Origin of the sequence: Nocardia niigatensis NBRC 100131 (genome assembly GCF_000308655.1) — a bacterium.
In the GTDB taxonomy this organism is placed as follows: Bacteria; Actinomycetota; Actinomycetes; order Mycobacteriales; family Mycobacteriaceae; genus Nocardia; species Nocardia niigatensis.
Window position 1 is genome coordinate 15,297 of record NZ_BAGC01000071.1, and the last position, 24,427, is coordinate 39,723.

General features: G+C 70.0%; 19 protein-coding genes. 13 read left to right on the forward strand and 6 right to left on the reverse strand.

Annotated elements, in window-relative coordinates; all coding sequences use genetic code 11:
• Window positions 1-24: 24 nt before the first annotated feature.
• Together ON33_RS29385 and ON33_RS29390 are read left to right on the forward strand one after the other, a co-directional pair.
• Entirely contained in the window at window positions 25-1,131 is a 1,107-nt protein-coding gene (locus tag ON33_RS29385) for a glycoside hydrolase family 183 protein (RefSeq protein WP_040862376.1), read from the forward strand.
• Between the two features lie 91 nt (window positions 1,132-1,222).
• Window positions 1,223-1,948 (forward strand): class I SAM-dependent methyltransferase, encoded by a 726-nt coding sequence (locus ON33_RS29390; RefSeq protein ID WP_051153041.1) that lies wholly within the window; start codon window positions 1,223-1,225, stop codon window positions 1,946-1,948.
• Window positions 1,949-1,977: 29 nt separating this feature from the next.
• Here ON33_RS29390 and ON33_RS29395 read toward each other — a convergent pair whose 3' ends face one another.
• A complete protein-coding gene (locus tag ON33_RS29395) occupies window positions 1,978-2,868 on the reverse strand; it encodes an SDR family NAD(P)-dependent oxidoreductase (protein ID WP_040862377.1) in 891 nt (296 codons plus the stop codon).
• A gap of 78 nt (window positions 2,869-2,946) precedes the next feature.
• Here ON33_RS29395 and ON33_RS29400 point away from each other — a divergent pair, with 78 nt between their 5' ends.
• Window positions 2,947-3,519 (forward strand): TetR/AcrR family transcriptional regulator, encoded by a 573-nt coding sequence (locus ON33_RS29400; RefSeq protein WP_040862378.1) that lies wholly within the window; start codon window positions 2,947-2,949, stop codon window positions 3,517-3,519.
• A gap of 4 nt (window positions 3,520-3,523) precedes the next feature.
• On the opposite strand, the gene ON33_RS29405 is transcribed toward ON33_RS29400, so the two are convergent.
• Complete coding sequence (locus ON33_RS29405) at window positions 3,524-4,129, reverse strand: alpha/beta hydrolase family protein (RefSeq protein WP_040862379.1); 606 nt, start codon at window positions 4,127-4,129, stop codon at window positions 3,524-3,526.
• Window positions 4,130-4,396: 267 nt separating this feature from the next.
• Between ON33_RS29405 and ON33_RS29410 the strand changes: the two genes are divergently transcribed.
• The 5 genes from ON33_RS29410 (at window position 4,397) to ON33_RS29430 (ending at window position 11,536) form a co-directional block, all read left to right on the forward strand.
• Window positions 4,397-6,223 (forward strand): acyl-CoA dehydrogenase, encoded by a 1,827-nt coding sequence (locus ON33_RS29410; RefSeq protein WP_040862380.1) that lies wholly within the window; start codon window positions 4,397-4,399, stop codon window positions 6,221-6,223.
• 745 nt (window positions 6,224-6,968) lie between these two features.
• Window positions 6,969-7,997: a phosphogluconate dehydrogenase (NAD(+)-dependent, decarboxylating) gene (gene gnd, locus ON33_RS29415; protein WP_040862381.1), complete on the forward strand. Its 1,029-nt coding sequence runs from the start codon at window positions 6,969-6,971 to the stop codon at window positions 7,995-7,997.
• A 163-nt stretch (window positions 7,998-8,160) separates the two neighbouring features.
• Entirely contained in the window at window positions 8,161-9,330 is a 1,170-nt protein-coding gene (locus tag ON33_RS29420; RefSeq protein WP_040862382.1) for a glycoside hydrolase family 3 N-terminal domain-containing protein, read from the forward strand.
• A 174-nt stretch (window positions 9,331-9,504) separates the two neighbouring features.
• Complete coding sequence (locus tag ON33_RS29425) at window positions 9,505-10,113, forward strand: TetR/AcrR family transcriptional regulator (RefSeq protein WP_040862383.1); 609 nt, start codon at window positions 9,505-9,507, stop codon at window positions 10,111-10,113.
• Between the two features lie 121 nt (window positions 10,114-10,234).
• Entirely contained in the window at window positions 10,235-11,536 is a 1,302-nt protein-coding gene (locus ON33_RS29430) for a DUF5685 family protein (protein WP_245550855.1), read from the forward strand.
• Between the two features lie 454 nt (window positions 11,537-11,990).
• Here ON33_RS29430 and ON33_RS29435 read toward each other — a convergent pair whose 3' ends face one another.
• Together ON33_RS29435 and ON33_RS29440 are read right to left on the reverse strand one after the other, a co-directional pair.
• Window positions 11,991-12,860 carry a MaoC family dehydratase gene (locus ON33_RS29435; protein ID WP_040862385.1) on the reverse strand — a complete coding sequence of 290 codons (870 nt, stop codon included), beginning with the start codon at window positions 12,858-12,860 and terminating at the stop codon, window positions 11,991-11,993.
• A complete protein-coding gene (locus tag ON33_RS29440; protein WP_040862386.1) occupies window positions 12,857-14,215 on the reverse strand; it encodes a 3-oxoacyl-ACP reductase in 1,359 nt (452 codons plus the stop codon). The genes ON33_RS29435 and ON33_RS29440 overlap by 4 nt, the downstream gene beginning before the upstream one ends.
• A gap of 205 nt (window positions 14,216-14,420) precedes the next feature.
• Here ON33_RS29440 and ON33_RS29445 point away from each other — a divergent pair, with 205 nt between their 5' ends.
• On the forward strand, window positions 14,421-15,743 hold the full coding sequence (locus tag ON33_RS29445; RefSeq protein ID WP_051153117.1) for an acetyl-CoA C-acetyltransferase: 1,323 nt from the start codon (window positions 14,421-14,423) through the stop codon (window positions 15,741-15,743).
• An 83-nt stretch (window positions 15,744-15,826) separates the two neighbouring features.
• Here the strand turns inward: ON33_RS29445 and ON33_RS29450 are convergent, their stop codons facing one another.
• The gene (locus ON33_RS29450) at window positions 15,827-17,182 is read right to left on the reverse strand and encodes an ADP-ribosylglycohydrolase family protein (RefSeq protein ID WP_218001528.1); all 1,356 of its coding nucleotides are present in this window, start codon (window positions 17,180-17,182) and stop codon (window positions 15,827-15,829) included.
• Complete coding sequence (locus tag ON33_RS29455) at window positions 17,179-17,619, reverse strand: hypothetical protein (RefSeq protein WP_157184782.1); 441 nt, start codon at window positions 17,617-17,619, stop codon at window positions 17,179-17,181. Before ON33_RS29455 ends, ON33_RS29450 begins: the two co-directional genes overlap by 4 nt.
• Window positions 17,620-17,958: 339 nt before the next feature.
• Between ON33_RS29455 and ON33_RS29460 the strand changes: the two genes are divergently transcribed.
• The 4 genes from ON33_RS29460 (at window position 17,959) to ON33_RS29470 (ending at window position 24,411) form a co-directional block, all read left to right on the forward strand.
• On the forward strand, window positions 17,959-18,447 hold the full coding sequence (locus tag ON33_RS29460) for a universal stress protein (protein WP_040862388.1): 489 nt from the start codon (window positions 17,959-17,961) through the stop codon (window positions 18,445-18,447).
• A 169-nt stretch (window positions 18,448-18,616) separates the two neighbouring features.
• A complete protein-coding gene (locus ON33_RS29465) occupies window positions 18,617-19,729 on the forward strand; it encodes an isochorismate synthase (protein ID WP_040862389.1) in 1,113 nt (370 codons plus the stop codon).
• A 193-nt stretch (window positions 19,730-19,922) separates the two neighbouring features.
• Complete coding sequence (locus ON33_RS40075) at window positions 19,923-20,093, forward strand: DUF2613 domain-containing protein (protein WP_083869384.1); 171 nt, start codon at window positions 19,923-19,925, stop codon at window positions 20,091-20,093.
• Window positions 20,094-20,139: 46 nt separating this feature from the next.
• The gene (locus ON33_RS29470; protein WP_051153043.1) at window positions 20,140-24,411 is read left to right on the forward strand and encodes an alpha-(1->3)-arabinofuranosyltransferase; all 4,272 of its coding nucleotides are present in this window, start codon (window positions 20,140-20,142) and stop codon (window positions 24,409-24,411) included.
• Window positions 24,412-24,427: the final 16 nt, after the last annotated feature.

A 24,427-nucleotide genomic window follows, 5' to 3' on the forward strand; every position in this document is an offset into this window, starting at 1 on the left:
GCGAGACCCGGAGGAAGCACCGCATTGACCAAGACCGCCCCGCTACTGCTTTCGGCGATCGCAGGTGCCACGGCCTTGCTCCTTACCGTGACCACGCCGGCCGCAGCCAACCCGAACGCCATCAACCCGATTCCGGTGCTCAACGGCACCAACGGTCTACCGCAGCTGCCGGGCCGCACGAAGGCGGTCTTCCAGGTCACCGGTATGGCCAGCCCCAATAACACCCAGAACTACAACGTCCTCGGGACCGACCTGGGCATCATGTGGGACGACGGCAACGGCGAAATGCTCACCGCCTTCGGTGACACCGCCGGACTGGGTCTGCCGAACCTGCTCGTCGGCAGCACCTGGGCGTGGCGTTCGAATATCCTGCTGCGCTCACACACTCAGGACCCCACCAACGGCATCTACTTCGACTCGGTGGTGCGTGACATCTTCGGCCAGGCCCGGGATCTGATTCCCAGCCCGAAGATCCCGTTCATCGAGATCAGCCGCATCCCGACCGCGGGCATCTCGGTCGGCGGCACCCAGGTCATGAGCCTGATGTCGGTGAAGAGCTGGGACGACGTGGGCGAGTGGACCACCAACTACTCCAGCCTCGCGGTGTCCGGCGACAACGGCGAGAACTGGATGGAACTGCCCGCCACCCGCCGCCCCGACGACGGCGGCAATGCCAACTTCCAGATGAACGCCTTCGTCAAGCGCGGCGGGTTCCTCTATGAATTCGGCACCGCGTCGGGCCGCAACCACCCGGCATACGTCGCCCGCGTCCCCGAGGGTGCGGTCACCGATATGGGCGCGTACGAGTACTGGGACGGCGACAAGTGGCAGAAGGACGTCAACGCATCGCAGCCGGTGATCGGCGGCGGCATCGCGGAGATGTCGGTCCAGTGGAACGACTACCTCGGCCAGTACGTCATGCTCACCACGGATCCGTGGAACTCGGTGGTCATGTACACCTCGCCGAGCCCCGAGGGGCCGTGGAGCGCGCCGTCGGTGCTCATCGACACGCGGGAACTGCCGACGGCGTACGCGCCCTACATCTTCCCGTACCAGACCGGGCGTGACCTGTACTTCCTCACCACGGTCCACAGCCAGTACAACGTGCTGCTGATGCACACCACGCTGTAGGCAACCCGACCCCAATTGAGCCACTCGGCCGCGAACGCTCCTGGCGTGCGCGGCCGAACTCGTCTCGGGGCACAGCTCATAGACTCGTCCCATGGATGCCGCCGAATGGGACGAGCACTACGCCGGTACCGAATTGGTGTGGGGCGCACCCCCGAATGCCACGGTGGTCGAGCAGGTCTTCGGGCTGGAGCGGCGGACACCGATCAGCTCCGGGATCGGCGCGCCGCGGCCGGAGCTGCCGCGGGTGCTCGACCTGGGGTGCGGTGAGGGGCGGAACGCGCTGTGGCTGGCCACCCACGGCTGGCAGGTGGACGCGGTCGACTTCTCCCAGACCGGGATCGACAAGGGCCGGACCGTCGCCTCGCGGCTGTCGCGCTCGGTGCGCGGGCGCATCCACTGGATCCACGCTGATGTCACCCGGCTCGACGCCGCCGGCATCACCGGACCCTACGAGCTGATCCTGATCGCCTTCCTGCACCTGGACGCCGCGGACCGCCGCGCCCTGCTGCTGCGCGCGGCCGAGATGCTCTCCCCCGAGGGCACCCTGCTGGTAATCGGCAACGACACCCTCAACCTGACGGAAGGCTATGGCGGCGAACAGGATCCGGCCCGGACCTTCACCCCGGCCGACATCCTCGCCGACCTCGCCCCCGCCGGGCCCGATCTCCGCATCCGCATCGCCGACCGCGTGCACCGTCCCACCGAGGACCGCGACGCCATCGACGCCCTGGTGGTGGCGACCAGACCCGCGCCGGAATCCGGGGACGAGCCGCTCGCCCTCGAGGCCCCGCAGCCGCCGGCGCTCGGCATCTTCTGACCGGCGCCGCCCGGACGATGATCGTCCGGCTAACTGTGAACGGCCAGGCCGGTGAGGCGTGCGCTCTCCTCCCACAGCCGCGCCCGCCGATCGGCGTCGGTGGTGTGCGCGGCGGTCGGAACATCCTTGCGGCGCACGAAGAATCGCCCGGTGATGTCGTTCAGGTCCGGTGCGGTGGCCAGCCAGACCGGCGTGTCCGCCCCGGCGTCCGGACCGGGCAGCATCGGGTTGATCCACTGCGACCAGGCGAAGGCCCGCAGCAGTCCGCGCGCGGATTCCCGGCCCAGCCCGGTGTTCCGGATGATGCCCGGGTGCGCGCCGTTGACGGTGACGCCGGTGCCCGCGAGGCGCTCGGCCAGGCTGTAGACGAACATCGCGTTCATGTTCTTGGTGCGCCCGTAGGCCACGAAAGGCCGGAAACTGGGCGGGAATCCGAGTCCGCGGGCATTCTCGAAACCCAGATCGCCGAGGTCGGCGGGCACCGGTCGCAGCGCCGTCGGTGAGGCGCCGACCACTACCAGCCGCGCGGATCGTCCTGCGGCGGCGAGGTTTTCACCGAGCGTACGCAGGAGCAGGTACGGCGCGAGGTGATTGGTGACCAGAGTGCGCTGCAGGCCCTCCGACGTGTGGTCGCCGAGGTCCGCGACCACGGCCGCATTGCTGATCAGGATGTCGATCCGGCTGTCCCGCAGGCGATCCGCGAGCTGCCGGACGTCCTCGAGCAGCGACAGATCGGCGAGTTCACCCCGCAGTCTCGCCTCCGGAACCGCCGTCGTGATCCGTTCCTGGGCGGCGCTCAGCCGGCCCCGGTCCCGCCCGACCAGCACCACCTCCGCTCCCATGCCGGCCAGCTGTCGTGCGATGGCTTCTCCGATGCCGTTCGTCGAGCCCGTGACGACGGCCGTTGTTCCCCGGTCCATAACCCACTCCCTCAGAGGTTGACAACGTCAACCTAAGCCTGCGGGTTGACGTTGTCAACCGCCGACTACGATGGGCCGATGCCGCCGTCGACCCGCACCGTGCTGCTCGATTCCGCGCTCCGCCTGCTCGACGCCGGCGGAGTCGAGGCCGTCACGCTGCGCGAGGTCGGCAATGGCGCGGGCGTCTCGCACAACGCGCCGTACAAACACTTCGCCAATAAGGAAGCCCTGCTCGCGGCGGTCGCCGCCCGCGAACTGTCCGAGCGCGCAATCGATTTCGCCCGCATCGTGCAGGAGCGCCCGGAGCCGGTCGAGATGCTGCGCGGGGTGCTGCACGGCTATATCGCCTGGGCGCTCGACCACCCCGCCCGCTTCAAGCTCGTCTTCGGCCGCTGGGCCGAGGAGACGCCCGAGCTCGCCGAGACCGGCCGCAATGCCCAGAACGCGCTGATCGCCCTGGTCGGGCAGGCGCAGGCCGCGGGCAGCCTGCCCGGCGGGGACACCGAACGAATGGCCTCGCTGGTCCGCGCCCTGGCGCACGGCGCCGCCGATCTCGCCTCCTCGGGACACCTCGACGCCAATGGCAAGGGCCACGCCGCTCCCGCCGACCTCGTCGACGACCTGCTCGGCTACCTGGGCCGGGCCCGCTGAGCACTCAGCTCGCGGACCAGCGCTCCAGCCAGGGCGCGAGTACAGCGACGATCTCCTCGAACCCGGCCCGATACGAATGCGCCTGTCCCGCAATGACATGCACCTCGGTCGCGTCGGCGGCGTCCGGAATGCCGAACGGATCGCGTGCCCCATTGACCACGACGACCTCGATATCGCCGGGTGCGAGCAGCTCTTCACGCCGCGACTTCTCGGGCTTGCCCGGCGGGTGCAGCGGGAACGACAGCGCCACCACGCCGCGTGCCCCGACCGCCTGCGCGGTCCGGCACGCCACCCTCGCCCCATTGCTGCGCCCGCCCTGGACCAGCGGCACGCCCCGCACCTTCTTCCGCAGTGCCGCAATGATTTCCAGCCACGCCGCGTCCTGCACGCCGGCCTTGCCCGGCGCGCGCCGCCCGGCCACCCGGTACGGCTGGCTCACCAGCGCCACCGCGCCGCCCATCCCCACCGCCGAATCCCGGAGGGCCAGCAGGTCTTTCGCATCGACGCCGCCGCCGGAGCCGTGCGTCAGCACCAGCAGGAACCGTGGCTTGGCCCGCCCGGCCCGGGCGATCTCCACCTCCGCCGGTCCGGCACTCGTCTCGATGCGCATGTAGGCACCGTAATCAGGCCCGCGGGCGGGGCTCCCGCGGCACACCGGGGAGCTGCGGGGATCCCGCGCAACGCCAGGCTCCGGCAACTCGCGTGCTTTCAGTCACATTCCGCGGAGATGACCTTGGCGCACCCCTTACCGGCCGGTAACATGGCGCATAAGTTACCCGCCAGTAGCGTTGCTTTACGGCGTCTACCCGGTGGAGACCTAACGGGCGGGAACGGCGAAACCGAACCGCACCCATCTCAATGGAGAGTGAGTACGACCATGGGTCACTACAAGAGCAACGTTCGCGACCTCGAGTTCAACCTCTTCGAGTTCCTGGGCATCCAGAAGCTGCTCGACGCGGGCGCCTACGGCGACCTCGACGCCGACACCGTCAAGGAGATGCTGAACGAGGTCCGCCGCCTGGCCGAGGGCCCGCTGGCCGACTCCTTCGTCGACGGCGACCGCAACCCGCCGGTCTTCAACCCGGAGACCCACACGGTCACCCTCCCCGAGTCTTTCAAGAAGTCCTACCGCGCCCTCGAGGACGGCGGCTGGTCCAAGGTTCCGGTCCGCGAGGAGCTCGGCGGCCTGGGCGCGCCCTCCGTCGTCGGCTGGGCCCTGGGCGAGATGATCCTCGGCGCCAACCCGCCGGCCCAGATGTACGCCGCCGGTGCGGGATTCGCGCAGGTCTTCTACAACAACGGCACCGATGAGCAGAAGAAGTGGGCTCAGAAGATCGCCGACCGCAACTGGGGCGCCACCATGGTGCTGACCGAGCCCGACGCGGGCTCCGACGTCGGCGCCGGACGCACCAAGGCGATCCAGCAGGAGGACGGCTCCTGGCACATCGAGGGCGTCAAGCGCTTCATCACCTCGGGCGACTCCGACGACCTCTTCGAGAACATCATGCACCTGGTGCTGGCCCGCCCCGAGGGCGCCGGCCCGGGCACCAAGGGCCTGTCGCTGTTCTACGTGCCGAAGTTCCACTTCGACTTCGACACCGACACCCTCGGTGAGCGCAACGGCGTGTTCGTCACCAATGTCGAGCACAAGATGGGCATCAAGGTCTCGGCCACCTGTGAGGTCACCTTCGGCGGCCACGGCGTGCCCGCCAAGGGCTGGCTGGTCGGCGAGATCCACAACGGCATCGCGCAGATGTTCGACGTCATCGAGAACGCTCGAATGATGGTGGGCACCAAGGCCATCGCCACCCTGTCGACCGGTTACCTGAACGCGCTGGAGTACGCCAAGACCCGCGTGCAGGGCTCCGACCTGACCCAGATGACCGACAAGGCCGCACCGCGCGTCACCATCACCCACCACCCGGACGTGCGTCGCTCGCTGGCCATGCAGAAGGCGTACGCCGAGGGCCTGCGCGCCGTGTACCTGTACACCGCCGCGCACCAGAACGCGGACATCGCCGAGCTGGTCTCGGGCGCCGACAAGGACACCGCGTTCCGCGTCAACGACCTGCTGCTGCCGATCGTCAAGGGTGTGGGCTCCGAGCGGGCCTACCAGTACCTGACCGACTCGCTGCAGACCTTCGGTGGCTCCGGCTTCCTGCAGGACTACCCGATCGAGCAGTACATCCGCGACGCCAAGATCGACTCGCTGTACGAGGGCACCACCGCCATCCAGGCGCAGGACTTCTTCTTCCGCAAGATCGCCCGTGACCGCGGTGTGGCGCTGGCCCACGTGGCCGGCCAGATCCAGAAGTTCATCGAGCGTGAGGGTGGCAACGGCCGCCTGAAGGCCGAGCGCAAGCTGCTCGCCACCGCCCTCGAGGACGTGCAGGGCATGGCCGCCACCCTGACCGGGCACCTGATGGGCGCCCAGCAGGACCCGAAGGAGCTCTACAAGGTCGGCCTGGGCTCGGTCCGCTTCCTGCTGGCCGTCGGCGACCTGATCATCGGCTGGCTGCTGCTGGCCCAGGCCGAGGTCGCCATCAACGCCCTCGACAACGGCTCGAACGAGGCCTTCTACCAGGGCAAGGTCGTCACCGCGCAGTTCTTCGCCCGCAACGTCCTCCCGGAGCTGACCGCGGTCCGCACCGTCCTGTCCAACCTGGACAACGACATCATGGAGCTGGACGAGGCCGCGTTCTGACGCAGCGCTCCGAGGGGCCTCACCCCCTGATAGCTGAATAGCACTGTGGCCCGGGAATACCCGGGCCACAGTGCTGTTCAGGACAGGTTCGCTAGTGCGGCCAATTCGCCGGGCAACCGTTCGGATCCGCGCCGAAACCACACGAACCCCCGGATCCGGTGAGCGCTCCGATCAGGTTCAGCAACTGCGCGAATAGGTTGAACGCACTCGACATATGTGTTCCTCACTCCGGTGTCGCGATATCCCGATGAACGGTATTCGGCATCGGAGTCGTACGAACGCCCCGAAAAGCCCCAGCAGCAGTGCCGGGGGCGCTCACTCTCAGGTGACGACGGGGATGGGGTCGTACTCGACGGTGCGGGTATGGCGGCGGGACATGTCCGGACGAGAGTGACCGGTCGGCAAGGTTTCCGGCCCCGGGCCACAGCCCTCAGCACACCAGCGGCGATCCCGGTTCGGCGGGTACTTTCGGGTTCTGGGGTTGGCGTCTGCCAGAACTTCCAACGCTGCACCACGCACCCTCCCGGCAGATAGCAAATCTTCTGCAACGATGATCGGGGAGAAAATAAAGAGCTCCGTGCGGTTGCCGGGTCGGGGGTCTGGCAACAGCACGGAGCCATCCCTACTATCGGCACCCATTCCAGGGCGTTACACACCGTTCCCTCCGATCGGGGAAAAAACTTCGCCGGCCCTCCGCTGGGACAATCGGCACAGATCGGAACCGTACGACGCGAGGAGACCTCTCATGGAGCTCGGAATGATCGGACTCGGCCGGATGGGCGCGAATATCGTGCGCCGGATCGTGCGGGACGGGCATACCGCCGTCGGCTACGAGCGCCACCCCCAGCACATCGAGGAACTCTCCGCCGAACTCGGCGACAGCTTCCAGGGCAGCACCGAGCTCACCAAGTTCGTGGCCATGCTCACCGCCCCGCGCGTGGTATGGGTGATGATCCCGGCGGGCGCCACCGGCAAGGTCATCGACAGCGTGGCCGAGCTGCTGGAACCCGGCGACATCATCATCGACGGCGGCAACAGCCGCTACCACGAGGACATCGTGCGCGCGAAAGCGCTGCGGCCCAAGGGAATCCACTATGTGGACATCGGCACCTCGGGCGGCGTGTTCGGGCTCGAGCACGGCTTCTGCCTGATGATCGGCGGCGAGGACGACATCGTCGCCCACCTGGACCCGCTGCTGCGGTCGATCGCGCCCGGCGTGGACGCCGCGCCCCGCACCCCCGGCCGCACCGGCACGCCCTCCACCGCCGAGCAGGGCTACCTGCACTGCGGCCCCGCCGGCGCCGGGCACTTCGTGAAGATGGTGCACAACGGGATCGAGTACGGCGCGATGGCCGCCTACGCCGAGGGCCTCAACATCCTCTACCGGGCGAATGCCGGCGAGCATCAGGACGACGAGCACTCCGCCGAGGTCACCCCGCTCGAGCATCCCGAGTACTACCGCTACGACATCGACGTCCCCGAGGTGACCGAGGTATGGCGGCGCGGTTCGGTCGTCGCCTCCTGGCTGCTCGATCTCACCGCCGCCGAGCTGTACGCCGACCCCAACCTCGACTCCTTCGGCGGCCGCGTCTCCGATTCCGGCGAGGGCCGCTGGACCCTCGACGCCGCCATCGACGAGGGCGTCCCCGCCCCGGTCCTGTCCGCAGCCCTCTTCCAGCGCTTTTCCTCCCGCGGCGAGTCGCTCTACGCCGACAAGGTGCTCTCCGCCATGCGCCAAGCCTTCGGCGGGCATCACGAGTTACCGCGACAATGACCGGGATGCGAGAAGCGACAACTGATTTCGCAGGCTCGGGGTAACTCGCCGGGTACGCACTGAATCAGTTCGGCACCCGGTCGCCGGCACGGGTACGAAGCCGGCGACGGCGGTCAGCGGGCCGCTACAGGCGCGGGGAGCCGGGGGAGCTACCGTCGGGGGCATGCGCCTTCTACCGGGGATCGTCGTAGCGGTGACCGCACTCGCATTGTCCGGCTGTTCCAGCGGCGACAACTCGTCCACTCCATCCGCGCAGAGCAGCAGCGGATCCCCGGCCACGAGCGCCACCACCGCGGCGCCGGCGACGACTCCGGCACAGCAGGATTGCGCGGCCGGCTACCTGTCGCAGTTCACGCTGCGGCAGAAGCTGGCGCAGTTGCTCACGGTCGGCGTCACCGGTGAGACCGACGCGGAGAACGTGGTGAAGACCGAGCAGGTCGGCGGCATCTTCATCGGCAGCTGGACCGACAAGGCCATGCTGGCCCAGCACCAGGTGGACGCCGTCCAGAAGGCCTCGCGGACACCGCTCATGGTGACCATCGACGAGGAGGGCGGGCGGGTCTCGCGTGCCAAGGACCTGATCGGGGTCTCGCCCTCGGCGCGCGTGATCGCGCAGACCATGAGCCCGGACGAGTTCTACACCTTCGCCCTGGATCGGGCGCAGAAGCTGAAGGCGCTGGGCGTGACGGTGGACTTCGCGCCCGACGCCGATGTCAGCAGCCAGCCCGACGACTCGGTGATCGGCGACCGTTCCTTCTCCGACGACCCGGACGTGGTGACGCAGTACGCGGGCGCGTTCATCCGGGCGTTCAAGGACGCCGGGGTGGGCACCGTGGTGAAGCACTTCCCCGGCCACGGCTCGGGTTCGGGTGATTCGCACACCGGCGCGGTGCAGACCCCGCCGCTGGATCAAATGCAGAACCGGGACCTGGTGCCGTTCCGGAAGCTGGTGGATTCGGGCGCCGCGGTCATGGTCGGCCACCTGGACGTGCCCGGTCTGACCACCCCGAACGTACCGGCCAGCATCAGCCCGCAGACGATGGCGTTGCTGCGGCAGGGCGCCGGCTACGGCGCGGCGCCCTTCGACGGCGTCATCTTCACCGACGATCTCAGCGGTATGGCGGCCATCACCAACCGCATGAACATCGAGGACGCGGTGGAGGCCGCCCTGGTCGCGGGCGCCGACAATGCCCTGTGGATCACCACGAACGCCGTGCCGAAGGTGCTCGACCAGCTCGTCGACGCGGTCAACAGTGGCCGCCTACCGGGAGCCCAGGTGGATGCCTCGGTCCTTCGCATGGCAAAGTTCAAGGGCTCCGCGCCGCACTGCTGAGCAAACTCCCGGTTTCGAGCAAATCTCGCGGATCGGCCTTCCGCGGCGCGAAAGCGCTGTTGAGGGCGGTATTTGCGCATGACCGGCATTACCCGCTCATGGAACTTACCTTGGAGTAAGATAAGGACTTCGACGGTCGTCGAGTACGGCGGCCGTCCGGTCTTAGGAGTGTGAATGGCAGGCGGAACGAAACGGCTTCCTCGCGCGGTGCGCGAGCAGCAGATGCTCGACGCCGCCGTGGAGGTCTTCTCGCGCAAGGGCTACCACGACACCTCCATGGACGCCATCGCCGCCGAGGCGAAGATCTCCAAGCCGATGCTGTACCTCTACTACGGATCCAAGGACGAACTCTTCCGCGCCTGCATCCACCGGGAGAGCCTGCGGTTCATCGAGGCGGTCGCGGTCGCGGGCAACCCCAAGCTGACCCCGCACGAGCAGCTGCGCGCGGGCCTCGAGGCCTTCCTGTCCTACGTCGACCAGAACCGGCTGTCCTGGCAGGTCCTCTACCGGCAGGCACTGGGCCAGCAGCCCTTCGCCTCCGAGATCGCCAACAGCCGCGACCGGGTCATCGAACTCACCGCCAAGCTGCTCGAATCCAGCGCCAAGTACGCCGAGCCGGGCACCAATTTCGAGGTGGTGTCGGTGGCCGTTATCGGTGCGGGCGAGGCCATCGCCGACCGGGTCGCCAGCGGGCAGATCGACATGGCCGAGGCCGTGAACCTGCTCGACGATCTGGCCTGGCGCGGTCTGTCCGGCAACAAGAAGAAGACCGAACCGGCCTGATCCGGCGGCCGGGCTGTCCGTTCGGCTGACTTGCCGACTCGCCCCTCAGCTGCGACAGTTCGCTGGCGATCGTGTTGCGGACGGCCGATTCGGCCGGGGATGGGGACAGTAGTTGTTCGGCTTGCTCAAGCCGTGTGCGCACAGTGCTGCGCGGCACGGTATCGACCCGTCGGCCTGGCAGACCCACCTGTGCGGTCTCTGTCTGGGCTTGCGTGACAGCCATGGCCAGCTCGCGCGGGCGGCGACCAATACCGATGCCATCGTCCTCGAAATACTCACCGAGGCACAGCAATCCGCGCCGTCCGCCCGCACCGGCGCGGGCCCCTGCCCGCTGCGCGGCATGCGCCGGGCCGAGGTGGTCGCCGCGGACGCGCCCGGCGTCCGGCTGGCCGCCACCGCCTCACTGCTGCTGGGCGCGGCCAAGATTCGCGACCACGTCGACGACGGTGACGCCCACCGGCTGGCCCGCCGCCCGCTGTCCCGTGTCGCCACCCGCTGGCACACCCGGGCCCGGGCCGCCGCCGCGCCACTCGGCCTCGATGTCGAACCGCTGATCGACGCGATCGAATCGCAGCTGCGGCTGGAGGATTCGCCCGAGAGCACCCTCGACGAGCTGACCGCGCCCACCCAGCTGTGCGCCGCGGAGCTGTTCGCGCACACCGCGATTCTCGCCGATCGACCGGAGAACGCCGACGCCCTGCGCGAGGCGGGGTGGCATTTCGGCCGCATCGCCCACCTCGCCGACGCTCTCGAAGACCTCGACACCGACCGTGCCACCGGCCATTTCAACCCGCTGTCGGCCACCGGCACCACCCCGGAACAAGCACACGCCCTGGTCACCGCCTCGAATTCGACCCTGCGGGCCGCGCTCACCCGCGTCGCCCTGGACCGCACCGCCGCCGTCCGCTGGATTCTCCTCGACCCCTTGGGCGGCGTCGTCCGCAAGCTGGGCCGGGCCGCCGGGATCGCGCACACCTGCGCCACCGGCGCCTGCCGTACACAGCACAGCGCCGCCGCGCCGTATGCCGGGCAGCCGTGGCAGCCGGGCGCGCCCTTCACTCCGCAACCGGGACTTATTCCGCCCGGACCGGGCGCGCCGGCGCCGCAGCGGCCGAGTCTGCTGGAGGGTCTGGGGATCATCTGCACGCAGTACTGCACGGGTTACGCCTGCTGCGCGACGCACACCGGTCCCTGCACCGGGCATCGCAAGCAGCCGTGGATGGACGCCTGCGATTGGTGCGACTGCTGCGGGGACGGCTGCGAAGCCTGCGGGAACGGGCACCATCACGCCGCGTCCGGGGGCGGGGGCGGCTGCTGCGACGGGCACGGCTGCTGCGACTGCAATTGCGGCGGCTGCGACTGCGATTGCTGCGACGGCGACTGTTGTGATTGCGACTGCTGCGGATGCGATTGCAGCTGCTGAACGTGGTGTGACCGCAGCGCTAGGCGCGTGCGGCGCAGGCTGGGGACATGACAACGCACATGTTCCGGTTCTGGTGGTCGGAGGCGGCCTGGCCGGGTTGTCCGCCGCGCTGTACGTCGAATGTCACGGGGTCACCGGCCCTTTCGTGGCCGACGAGTACCGCCGGGAAGCTCGGTGACCTCCTGGCACTGCCGGCGGGCGCCGGCAACGCGCCCGCGCGCTCGGCCGTCGCCCGATCCCGCGAATCCGGCCCGATCCGAAAATACAAGAGCCGCACACTGTTTCGGCCCGGATGTAGAAACCCCTGCGTGGCGACATCCGAAATATGAAACAGTGTGCGGCTCTTCACCCCCGTCGGGCGGACCGCTGTCCGGCGACCGCGCCCGAATTCCTGGGTGTCAGGCTCGACACTCCTCGCACCGCGGGATTTCGGCGCATCCCGCGTGGCGAGGTTTCAGCGCAGCGTAGCGGTCAGGTGCGGGAAGCCCTTCTTCGGGTGCTTCAAGGACAAGTCCCACCCACCGGACACCTGGTCCGCGTACAGGTTCACCGTGGACGGCAAGAAGATCGGCTTGCCGAACTTGACCGCGTAGGTGACCTGGCCGGGGATTCGGCCCTCGAGCACGCCGAGCACGGTCGCGGCCGACCACATGCCGTGCGCGATCGGCTTCGGGAAGCCGAAGGCCTTGGCGCCCAGCCCCGAGGTGTGGATCGGGTTGTGGTCGCCGGAGGCGGACGCGTAGCGGTTGATCATCTTCTGATCGACGCGCAGCGCGCGCAGCGGCGGGGGCGGCACCTCTTCCGGCTTGGGCTCGGGCTTGGGCCCGCCCGACAGCGAGGTGCGCTGCTGGTGCAGGAAGGTGGTGACCTGACGCCACACCAGTTCCCGGCCCACGTTCACCTCGGTGATGGCGTCCACCAGCAGCCCCTTGGGGTGCTCGCGCAGGTTCTCGATGTGGGTCTCGAAGTCCAGCGGCTCGGAAACAGAGATCTCGCGGGTGCGCTCGATGACATTCTCCGCGTGCACCGCGCCCACGGCCACGAACGGGAAGTCGCGGGCGACGACCAGCTGCATGGCCAGCGGGGAGCTGAGCACGAACGGGTAGGTCAGCGGCAGCGCGTCACCGAAGCGCAGGCCGGTGGCCCGGCAGTAGGCGGCGAGGTGATCGGGGTCGACCTTGAAGCCCTCGAGCCGCACGGTGCGGTCCGGCAGAGCGGGCTTGCGGGCCGACAGCCCCGGCACCGGCAGCGCGCCCAGGGCGGCCTTGACGAACAGGCCGCTGTTCTTGGGCACCTCGGTGAGGTTGATCGTCTGCGTCATCATGCTCCGATCATGGCCTGGCCGCAGACGCGAACGATGTTGCCGTTCACCGCGTTCGAGGCCGGGGAGGCGAAGTAGGCGATGGTCTCGGCGACGTCCACGGTCTGACCGCCCTGCAGCAGCGAGGACAGCAGGCGGCCGCCCTCGCGGGTGGCCAGCGGGATGGCGGCGGTCATGGCGGTCTCGATGAAACCGGGGGCCACCGCGTTGATGGTGATGCCCTTCTCGGCCAGTTTCGGGGCCTCGGCGTTCACCATGCCGATAACACCGGCCTTGGAGGCGCCGTAGTTGGTCTGGCCGCGGTTGCCGGCGATACCGGCGATGGAGGACACGTCGATGACGCGGCCACCGGGACGCAGCGCGCCCGCGGCCACCAGACCCTCGGTAATGCGATGCGGCGCCGCGAGATTCACGTTCAGCACGGCGTTCCAGCGGCCCTCGTCCATATTGGCGAGCAGCTTGTCGCGGGTGATGCCGGCGTTGTGCACGACGATGTCGATGCCGCCGAAGCGCTCGGTCGCGAAGGCGGCCAGCTTCTCGGCCGCGTCGGTGGCGGTGACGTCCAGGGCCAGCGCGGTGGCGCCGACCTTGTTGGCGGTCTCGGACAGCGCCTCACCGGCGGCCGGAATGTCGGCGACGATGACCGTCGCGCCGTCCCGGGCGAAGACCTCGGCGATGGTCGCGCCGATGCCGCGCGCGGCGCCGGTGACCACGGCCACCTTGCCCTCGAGCGGCTTGTCCCAGGAGGCCGGGGCGGTGGCGTCGTCGGAGCCCACGCGGAAGACCTGGCCGTCGACGAAGGCCGACTTGCCCGACAGCACGAAGCGCAGGGTGGATTCCAGACCCGTTGCGGCAGCGGCGGCTTCGGGGTGCAGGTAGACCAGGTTGGCGGTGGCGCCGCGCAGCAGTTCCTTGCCGACCGACCGGGTGAAGCCCTCGAGCGCGCGCTGCGCGATCTGCCCGTCGACCGAACCGGCCAGCTCCGGGGTGGTGCCGATGACCAGCACGCGGCCGGAGGCGGCGATGCTGCGCATGGCGGGCTGGAAGAACTCGAACAGCTGCTGCAGTTCCTCGATGGTGCGGATGCCGGTGGCGTCGAAGACGAGCGCGCCGAACTTCACGCCCGGGGTGACCGCGTCCACGAAGGTGTAGTCGCCCAGCAGGTTCCGGACGGCGTCGGCGACGCGGCCCTTGCCGCCCAGCAGCACCGGGCCGGGCAGCGCGGCTTCGCCGGCCCGGTAGCGGCGCAGCGTCTCCGGCTGCGGCAGGCCCAGTTTCGAGGCCAGGAACGCGCCCGGCGCGGAGTGAACGAACGATCCGTACAGGTTGGGAGCGCCCTTGCTCTTGCTGGCAGCCACGTTTCCTACCTTCTCTTGTGTGGGTGTGTGGTCCTCGCCCGCTCGGGCCTTGCGCACCGGCCTCGGAAGCGGTGTTGCGCACATGTGCGGGGTACGGTGTCGACAATGAACTTACTCCAGAGTAAGTTTAATGTAAACCGAGTGACGCGCATCCAGCGGGATGTCGCGTGCCGAAAATCCCACCGACGAGACACTGGAGACTCGAGTGACCACCAAAGCCCGTTCGGCGAAGGCCGTGGCCAAGACCACCAAGCAGGCCCGCCCGGTTGCCATCCTCGGCGGTAACCGCATCCCGTTCGCTCGTTCCGACGGCAAGTACGCCCATGCCTCCAACCAGGACATGTTCACCGCGGCCCTGAACGGCCTGGTCGCCCGTTTCGGCCTGCAGGGCGAGCGCCTGGGCATGGTCGTCGGCGGCGCCGTCCTCAAGCGCGTCGGTGAGCACGGCATGATCCGCGAGAGCGTGCTCGGCTCCACCCTGTCCCCCTACACCGCGGCCCACGACCTGCAGCTGGCCTGCGGCACCGGCCTGCAGTCCATCGTCACCGTGGCCGACGGCATCGCCCTGGGCCGCATCGAGAACGGCGTCGGCGGCGGCACCGACACCACCTCCGACGCGCCGATCGGCGTCAGCGAGGGCATGCGCGAGTGGATGCTCGACGCCAACCGCGCCAAGAAGAACTCCGACTACGTGAAGCTGGTCGGCCGCCTGCGCCCGTCCATGGTCGGCATCGAGATCCCGCGCAATGCCGAACCGCGCACCGGCCTGTCGATGGGTGAGCACGCCGCCATCACCGCCAAGGAGTTCGGCGTCTCCCGCGAGGCGCAGGACGAGCTGGCCTACCTGTCGCACAAGAACATGGCCGCCGCCTACGACCGCGGCTTCATGGACGACCTGGTCACCCCGTTCCTGGGCCTGACCCGTGACGACAACCTGCGTCCGGGCTCGACCATCGAGAAGCTGGCCACCCTGAAGCCGGTCTTCGGCACCAAGCTGGGCGATGCCACCATGACCGCCGGCAACTCCACCCCGCTCACCGACGGCGCGTCCGTGGTGCTGCTGGGCTCCGAGGAGTGGGCGGCCTCGCGCAACCTGTCGCCGCTGGCCTACCTGGTGGACTCCGAGGTCGCCGCGGTGGACTACATCCACGGCCCCGACGGCCTGCTCATGGCCCCCACCTACGCGGTGCCGCGCATGCTGGCCCGCAACGGCCTGACCCTGCAGGACTTCGACTACTACGAGATCCACGAGGCCTTCGCCTCCGTCGTGCTCGCCACCCTGCAGGCGTGGGAGTCGGATCAGTACTGCAAGGAGCGCCTGGGCCTGGACGGCGCGCTCGGCACCATCGACCGCGCCAAGCTGAACGTGAACGGCTCCTCGCTCGCCGCGGGCCACCCGTTCGCCGCCACTGGCGGCCGCATCATCGCCCAGACCGCCAAGCAGCTCGCCGAGAAGGGTGGCGGCCGCGCGCTGGTCTCCATCTGCGCCGCGGGCGGCCAGGGCGTCGTCGCGATCGTCGAGCGGTAGTTCGATCGGGGCCACGCCCCTGAGACCCGGCCTGAGGCGGTGCCGGTCCTGAGGGACCGGCACCGCCTTCGTCGTATTCGCTTCTACCCGACCAGATTCCGCGACTGCCGGACCAGACTCACGGTACGGCGGGCGAGATCGGAGATGCGGGTGTGGTCATAGCCGGCGACGGAGCTGTGGACGATGTCGTGGAACGGATCGGTCCAGTGGGCGGGGATGGCGGTGGCTCCGGTGAGGATGCCGGCCACCGAGCCGGCGGTCGCGCCATTGGAGCCGGTGTCCCAGCCCGCCTGCACGGTGAGGGCGACGGTGTGGGTGAAATCGCCTTCGCCCCAGAGCAGTCCGGCGGCGATGAGGCAGGCGTTGCCGATCGCGTGGACCCAGTTGTAGTGGGCGTGGCGGGTGTGGATAGCGGTGACGGCCGCGTCCCAGGACAGGCCGCGTTGGCGGTCGTCGGCGACTTCGGCCAGGGCCAGGGCCAGCCGGGAGCGGGCGGGGATGACCGTGTGGGCGACGGTCAGGGCCTCGGCCGGGCCGGGGGCGGTGAAGGCGGCGGCGATCAGCGCGCCCGACCACATGGCGGCCCATAAACCGTTGCCCACGTGGGAGATCGAGGAATCGCGGGCCGCGGCCGCCGCCGCGCGGTGCGGCCGGCCGGGATGCGTGTAGCCATGGATGTCGGCGCGGATGAGCGCGCCGATCCACTCCCGGTACGGGTTGCGGTAGGTGGCGGTGTCGGGCGGGGCGAAACCGTCGATGAGGTTGCGGTAGGCGACGCGTTCGGCGGTGTAGGTCTGCAGGAACGGCAGGCGCTCGAGCCAGAGGTCCGCGACGTCATCGGGGGTGAACGACTCTCCGCGCTGCTCCAGCAGGTGCAGGCCGAGAATCGGGTAGTCGACGTCGTCGTCGCGAGGACAGCCGTCGATGCGACCGAGAGTGGCTGTGCGCCAAGATCTTCGTCCGTTGTACTCCGGCGGGAGCGGATCGGCGAAGGGGACGTAGTCACGCAGCGGATAGGCGCCGTTGGACTCCAGATACCCGCGGATGCGCGCGGGCGTCCAGACGAACCCGTTCTCCAGGGGTTTGCCCAGCGTGCAGCCGATGCACCGGCCGAGCCAGCCGCCGTGGACACGGTCCAGCAGCTCCGCCTCGCCCAGCTCGGGTCTCGAATCCTGGTCGCTGTCAGGCCGATTCGCCGACCAGGGTGCGTCCACCCATTCGGTGTAGGGCCAGTCGGGTAGGCGCGGCGCCCGCTCGACCCGATCCAGGAGCCGCCAGCAGGCTCCCGGGAGCACCCGTTCGGTGTGCGTCAGATCGCGCACTTCCTCCGCGAAATCATCGACCGCGTAACCGGATTCGGCGCGCTGACACCATTCGTAGTACAGCAGGGCACGCGGATCGGCCTCATGATGGCCGAAGAAGGCCGACTCTATGGTCACAACACCGCCTGGGTGGCCGCGACCACCTCGGAGAGCAGGGGCAGGGATTCCTCACGCTGTGGCACGCGCGCCCACCAGCGGCCCTCGTGGGTGTGACGGCCGAATCCGGTGGGCAGGATGACATTACTGCGATGCGGGCCGATGTCGACGCTGTTGCGCTCGAGCAGCGCGAGGCATTCGTCGGAGGGGTAGCCGTCGAAGACCGCCAGGAAGGTGCGCCGGGGCGGCTTGTCGCGCACCAGCACCGGACCTGCCAGGCCACGACTGACCAGTTCGTCAAGGATCAAGGCCCCCAACGGTTCCGGCGTATTCAGTGCCGCGATGGTGTCGACCAGCGGTAGGACCACGAAACCCGGTGTGGTCACATGCACGTGGGGGAGACCGAACAGGGAGCGGTACACACGCGCCCACTCCTGCGGGGTCGTCAGCTCGTCCAACCGCACCTTCCACCCCTCGTTCGTGCCCTGCTCCAACGACGGCGATGTCGACAGTCGGCGAAAGCCGACGAATTCAGTGAAAACCCGTACCCCACATCGCACCACCGGTTTGGGTGAATCGTTCGCAAACTGTGGAGAACTGGGTTTAATCGCCTCCGCTTCGCTCCGGCGGGTTCGCGGTTCGTGGCCCACCCGGTTCGCGACCCACCGGGTTCGTGGCCCACCCGGTTCGCGAACTACGGGGTTCGCGAACCACGGGGGTTGAGGGTTGAGGGTTGGTGAGGGGTTCCGGGGGTAGCCTCGGGGGTACAGCCAGGCGTTCCTACCAGGAGGTTCGTCATGCCCTGCGATTTGATGCTGATTGCCTACGACGGCTCCGAGAATGCCCGGCGGGCCGTCGAATACGCGGGACGGTTCCTGGCCGCGAACAGGGCCGTGGTGCTGACGGCGTGGGAGCCGATGGTGCGCCAGGCCGCGCGGTTGTCGGGGCTGTCCGGCGTGATGCAGCCGGAGTGGGTGACCGACGACGAAATAGAGGACGTCGCGCTGGTGGACGCCCGGAATATCAATGCCGAAGGCGTCCGGCTGGCCAAACTGGCGGGCCTGAACGCCGAGCCGCGCACCGCCGAGTGCACCACCACCATCTGGAACGCCATCGTCGAGATCGCCGACGAGCTGAACGTGGACATCATCGTGGCGGGCACCCGCGGGGCCACCGGCATCCGGGCCCTCATGCATTCGAGCGTCGCCGACGCCGTGCTCAAGCACTGCCACCGGCCGGTGCTCATGGTGCCGCCGGGCCGCGAACCCGCCGAGAAACAGGCCTGACGTCGCAAAACCCGGTCCGGCCGCGGCCCCCCGCCCCGGCCCGGCCCGGCCTATTGCGGGAAAGATGCTGGGCCGCACCGGCATACCCCGTACCGGCCCCGCGACCCGGTGAGAGATGCGTCGCTCTGCGGCCCGGACCGCCGGGACGCGGGGCTATGGTCGAACCATCATGGACGGATTTCTGCTCGCGACGCCGGACGGGGTCGTACGCACCTCGGGCGCCCGCGCCGCCTACGACTCGGCGGCCGCCGCGAGTTCGGCGCTGCGATCCGGGTCGGCCGAGCTGATCGTGGGCGCGCTGCCCTTCGATCCGCGCCGTCCCGCCGCCCTGGTGGCGCCCGAACAGGCGGCGCACACCGCCGGACCGTGGCGCCCGGCCGCCCTGCCGGACCTGCCGCAGGTACGGGTCGTCTCCGAAATACCCAGTGCCGCAGAGCATGTCGCCCGGGTAACGAAACTCGTGGAGCAGCTGGGGGATCCGGCACAGCCGCTGCGCAAGGTGGTGGCGGCCCGATCGCTGCTGGCCGAGGCGCAGGCCGCGCTGGAACCCGAGGTGGTCGCCGCGCACCTGGTGACCCGGCATCCGCGCGCCGCCGTGTACGCCGTCGACCTGTCGGCGGCGGGCCGTCCCGGCGACACGCTGCTGGGCGCGACCCCCGAGATGCTGATCTCCCGGCAGGGCCGCACGGTCACCCTGCACCCGCTGGCCGGCACCCTGCCCCGGCTCGCCGATCCGGAGGCGGACGCGGCCCAAGCCCGGGATTTGCTGGCCAGCACCAAGAATCGCGACGAGCACGCCTACGTCATCGACTGGATCCGCGAACTGCTGACCCCCGTCTGCACCGAGCTGACCATCCCCGACGGGCCCGAACTGCTCTCCACCCCCGAGGTCTGGCACCTGGCCACCCGCATCCGCGGCGTGCTGCGCGACCCGGCCACCACCGCCCTGGACCTCGCGGTGCTGCTGCATCCGACGCCCGCCGTCTGCGGCACCCCCACCGCCCTGGCCCTGGACGCCATCGCCGATCTGGAGGGCGACCGCGGCTTCTACGGCGGCGCGGTCGGCTGGTGCGACGCCGCCGGGGACGGCGACTGGTTCGTCGCCATCCGCTGCGCCGAACTCGCCGCCGACGGCCGCTCGCTGCGCGCCTTCGGCGGGGGCGGCATCGTCGCCGCCTCCGACCCGCGCACCGAACTCCACGAAACGACCGTCAAACTCCGCACTTTCCTGGGCGGGCTCACCCGCCTCCCCGAGACTTATGCGCACGGCTGGGAGCCGTAAGCGCCGAGCACGCGTGCCGGCGGTTGGGAGCCGAACCCGTTCTGGAGGTCCCCTGCGAGTTACCCCGACAAATCGGTCGCCAACAGCGCATACGACAACATGCGCGCCGAAGGCACAGGGTTGCGGGGAGCCCGCGGGCAAAACCTGCTAGGTTGGCCCGGTTACGCATGCGTCCGATGTTGGGAGTACCGCGATGAAGTTTGCCGTTCCTGGTGCAGCGAGTGCTGTCGGTGGAGCCCTGGTCGGGCTGGCGGCGGTCCTGATCATCACAATGGCGGCTTCGCAGGACAAGCGGCCCGAAATCGACCGCAGCGGCGAAGCGTCCTCGTCGCTATTGAACAACGTTGAGTACGGCTCACGCTGACCGGACGACCTCCGAACCAGGCCAACCCGAAGACTCACAGTCCGATGTGACCGGTCCGGGCGAGGACCGGTCTCCGACGACGCTTCAGGACGACGCCGCACCGCTGGGCCGCCGCTGGCTGCTCGGCAGTGTCCTCGCCGCCTTCCTGCTGACCTTTCTGCAGGCGCCCGGACAGACCGTCGCCGATACCAAATACGATCTGGCGCAGAATCCGCTGGGCTTTCTCGCCCGCGCCTCCCATCTGTGGAGCAGCCAGGCCCCGATGGGGCAGGTGCAGAACCAGGCCTACGGCTACTTCTTCCCGCACGGCGCGTTCTTCTCGCTCGGACACGTGCTCGGCCTGCCCGGCTGGGTGACCCAGCGGATCTGGTGGGCGCTGCTGCTGCTCGCGGGATTCTGGGGGATCATCCGGCTCTGCGAGACGCTCGGCATCGGCAGCCGGGGCTCGCGAGTGATCGCGGCGGTCGCCTTCGCGCTGTCGCCGCGCGTGCTCACCACCCTCGGCTCGATCTCCTCGGAGACGCTGCCGATGATGCTGGCCCCGTGGGTGCTGCTGGCCCCCGCCGCGCTCGGCGTTGCGATGAAGCGGCCGGCCGGGAATTCCACAGCCCCCGGCGAGAAGTCCACCGCCCGTGACCGACCACCGCGGCACGGGATGGCCACCCCCGCCGGCAGCGCTCTCGCCCTCGCCCTGATGGGTTCGGTGAACGCGGTGGCGACGGTCGCCGCGTTCCTGCCCGCTGCGTTGTGGTGGCTGTCCTACAAGCCGAATCGCGCCTGGTGGCGGTTCACCCGCGCCTGGATCCCGCTGCTGATGCTGGGCACCTTCTGGTGGGTGGTGCCACTGCTGTTGCTGGGCAAGGTGAGTCCCCCGTTCCTGGACTACATCGAATCGTCGGGAGTGACGACGCAGTGGGCCTCGCTGGGCGAGGTGCTGCGCGGCACCGACAGCTGGACCCCGTTCGTCTCTCCGGAACGCATCGCGGGCGCGGTGCTGGTGACCCAGCCCGCGGCGGTACTGGCCACCGGCCTGCTGGCCGCGGCGGGCATGGCCGGGCTGGCCATGCGGTCCATGCCGAATCGCGGCCGGCTGGCGCTGATCCTGATCGTCGGATTGGTCGGCATCTGCGCGGGATACGCGGGTGAGCTGGGCGGCCCGTTCGCCGAGCAGGTGCGGGTGTTCCTGGACTCCGGCGGCGCGCCGCTGCGCAATGTGCACAAGCTGGAGCCGCTCATCCGGCTGCCGCTGGTGCTCGGGCTGGCGCAGCTGCTGGGCCGGGTGCCGCTGCCCGCGTCGGTGCCGATGCCGGTGTGGCGCAAGGCCTTCGCGCATCCGGAGCGCGACCGCATGGTGGCGGTCGCCGCGCTCATCCTGACGGCGCTCGCGCTGTCGACCTCACTGGCCTGGACCGGCAAGCTCGCGCCGCGCGGCAGCTACGACCGGGTGCCGGCGTACTGGCAGCAGACCGCGGACTGGCTGGCGCACAACGCCTCCGACACCCGCGCGCTGGTGGTGCCGGGTGCGCCGTTCGGCAGCCAGATATGGGGCCTGACCCGCGACGAGCCGCTGCAGGCGCTGGCGAGCACCCCGTGGGCGGTGCGGGACTCGGTGCCGCTCAACCCGCCCGGCGCCATCCGCGCCATGGATTCGGTGCAGCGGCTGATCGCCGACGGGCGGCCGTCGGCGGGGCTGGCGGCGACGTTGGCCGGGCAGGGCATCGGAATCCTGGTGCTGCGCAACGACCTCGACCCGGAGACCTCCCGCTCCACTCGGCCGATGCTGGCCCACCGCGCGATCGAGGGCTCGCCCGGGCTCACGAAGGTCGCCCAGTTCGGGGATCCGCTGGAGACCGGCAAGGTCCAGGGGCTGGTCGCGGATGGCGACCTGCGCCCCGACTACCCGGCGATCGAGATCTACCGCGTCGAGCCGACCGTGCCCGGCATGCCCGCGCAGGTGCGCAGCGGCGTCGGCGCGCCGAGTTCGTTCCCGGGGGCGTTCACCGTCCCGCTGGACAGCGTGCCGGTGATCCAGGGCGGTCCCGAGGTGGTGGAACGGTTGCGCCGCAATCCCGCCGGGCCCGCCGGGCCGACGGTGCTGGCCGCCGACGCCGCGGCCGCGGGACTGCCGGTGGACGGGGTCACCATCACCGACACACCGATGGATCGCGAGACCGACTTCGGGCGCGTCGACAACCACGACTCGGCGCTGCGGTCCCCGGGCGATGCCCGCCGCACCCACAATCTGGTGCCCGACTACCAGGTGCCCGGCGCGCGGCTGGTGGAGGGCGAATGGTCCGGCGCGACCGTCACCGCCTCCAGTTCCGCCGGGGACGCCACCCAGCTGGGCGGGGCCGCACCCGGCAGCTCGACCGCGACCGTGGTGGACGGCGATCCCGCCACCGCGTGGATCAGCAATGGCGCCGAACACGCTGTCGGCCAATGGCTCCGGCTGGATCTGGACAAGCCGGTCAGCTCCGCGGTGCTGCACCTGACCACCAGCGCCGCCGCCATCGGCAGCCCGGTGAAGTGGGTGGAGGTGGCGACCGCCAAGGGCACGGTGGCGGCCCGCATCACCGAACCCGGTACGCCGGTGGCGATCTCGCTGCCGCCGGGGCGCACCGACTGGGTCGAGATCACCGCGGTGCACACCGAGGACGGCAGTGCCGGCGGCCAATTCGGGATCAGCGAGCTGAGCCTCGACGACTACGCCGACCGCGACAACCCGGTCACCGTGCGCATCCGGCACCGCACCGTGCTGCCGCCCGCCCCCGCCGGCGCGCAGGTGCGCGGCTGGGACCTGGGACAGGAATTCCCGGGCCGCAGCGCCTGCTTCGACTCCCCCGACCGCGTCCGGTGCAGCAAGGGCCTGGCCCTGGCCGCCGAGGAGCCGGGGCTGTTCGAACGCACCCTGCAGGTGCCGCAGCCGGTCACGGTGTCCCCCGGCCTGACCGTGCACACCCGCCCCGGCCCCGCGCTGGAGGCCCTGCTCACCGATCCGGACCGGCCCATCGCCCGCGGCCGCGCCGATATCGCCGACCCGCGCGGCTCCGCCCTCGCCGCCACCGACGGGGACCCGCGCACGAGCTGGATCGCGCCGGAGACCACCGTCCGCGACCCGGCGGGCCCCAAACCCACACTCACCATCGAACTCCCGGCCCCGGCGCTGGTGACCGGGCTGGAGGTGACGCCCGCGCAGGGCGACCTGCCCGCGCACCCCACTTCCGTCTCGGTGAACCTCGGTGACGGCCCGCAGGTGCGGACCGTGAATCCGGACTCCGGTACCACCAGCCGGATCGACCTGCACCCCTATGTCACCGACCGTATCGAGGTCAGCATCCAGACCTGGGACGGCGTACTCGACCGCACCGCACTGGGTTTCGCACAGGAGCAACCGCCCGGCCTCGCCGAGGTGAACGTGCTGGGCCCCGATTATCCGGCCCCCGCCGACCCCGACCGGCTGATCACCATCGACTGCGCGCACGGGCCCACCATCGCCGCGGCCGGCCGCACCCTGCACACCACCGTCACCGGGACCGCCGCCGAATTGCGTTCCGGCGCACCGCTGCCCGCCACCGTGTGCGCGAGCGACGAGAACACCGGCGGCGACGCGGCGGATACCGGCTTCGACTTCTCCTCCGGCCGTGTGGATGTCGCGGTCGCGCCGACCGACCTGTTCACCGTCGACGAGTTGCGCCTGGACCGCACGCCGCCGCTCGCGCCCGTGGCCGATCCGAACGGCAGCGCGGGCCCGCAGGTGCTGGTGCTGCCGCTGAGCACGAATGTCGGATGGCAGGCGAAGTCCGCCGATGGCGCCGTGCTGAAACCCGTGGTGATCAACGGCTGGCAGCAGGCGTGGCTGGTGCCGACCGGAACCAGGGGCCCGATCACCGTGGCCTTCCCCACCGACCGCTGGTACCGCCTGGCCATCTTCGGCGGCCTGCTGTTGCTGATTCCGCTGATCGCGCTGGCGATCCGAGGGGCCCGCTCCCCCGTCCGCGACGACGGGCCGCCGCCGCGCACCTGGCGCAGTCGCACCGTCGCCGGGCTGGGTCTGGCCGCCGGAGCCGGGCTGATCGCCGGGCCGGTCGCCCTGGTGATCACCCTGTTCGGCCTGGTCGCCGGCCATCTCCGGCCGCGCGTCCTGCCGCGGATGCTGGTGGCGATCGCGGCCGGCGGTACCACGATCTGCGCGGCCGCACTGTCGACCGGTCCCTGGCGTTCGCTGGAGGGCTACGCCGGCGGTTCGCTGTGGGTGCAGTTCCCGGCGCTGGTCGCGGTGATCGCGGTGGGGATCGCGGCCTTGCCGCCGCGTCGCTGAGCCTCGCCGCGGGGTC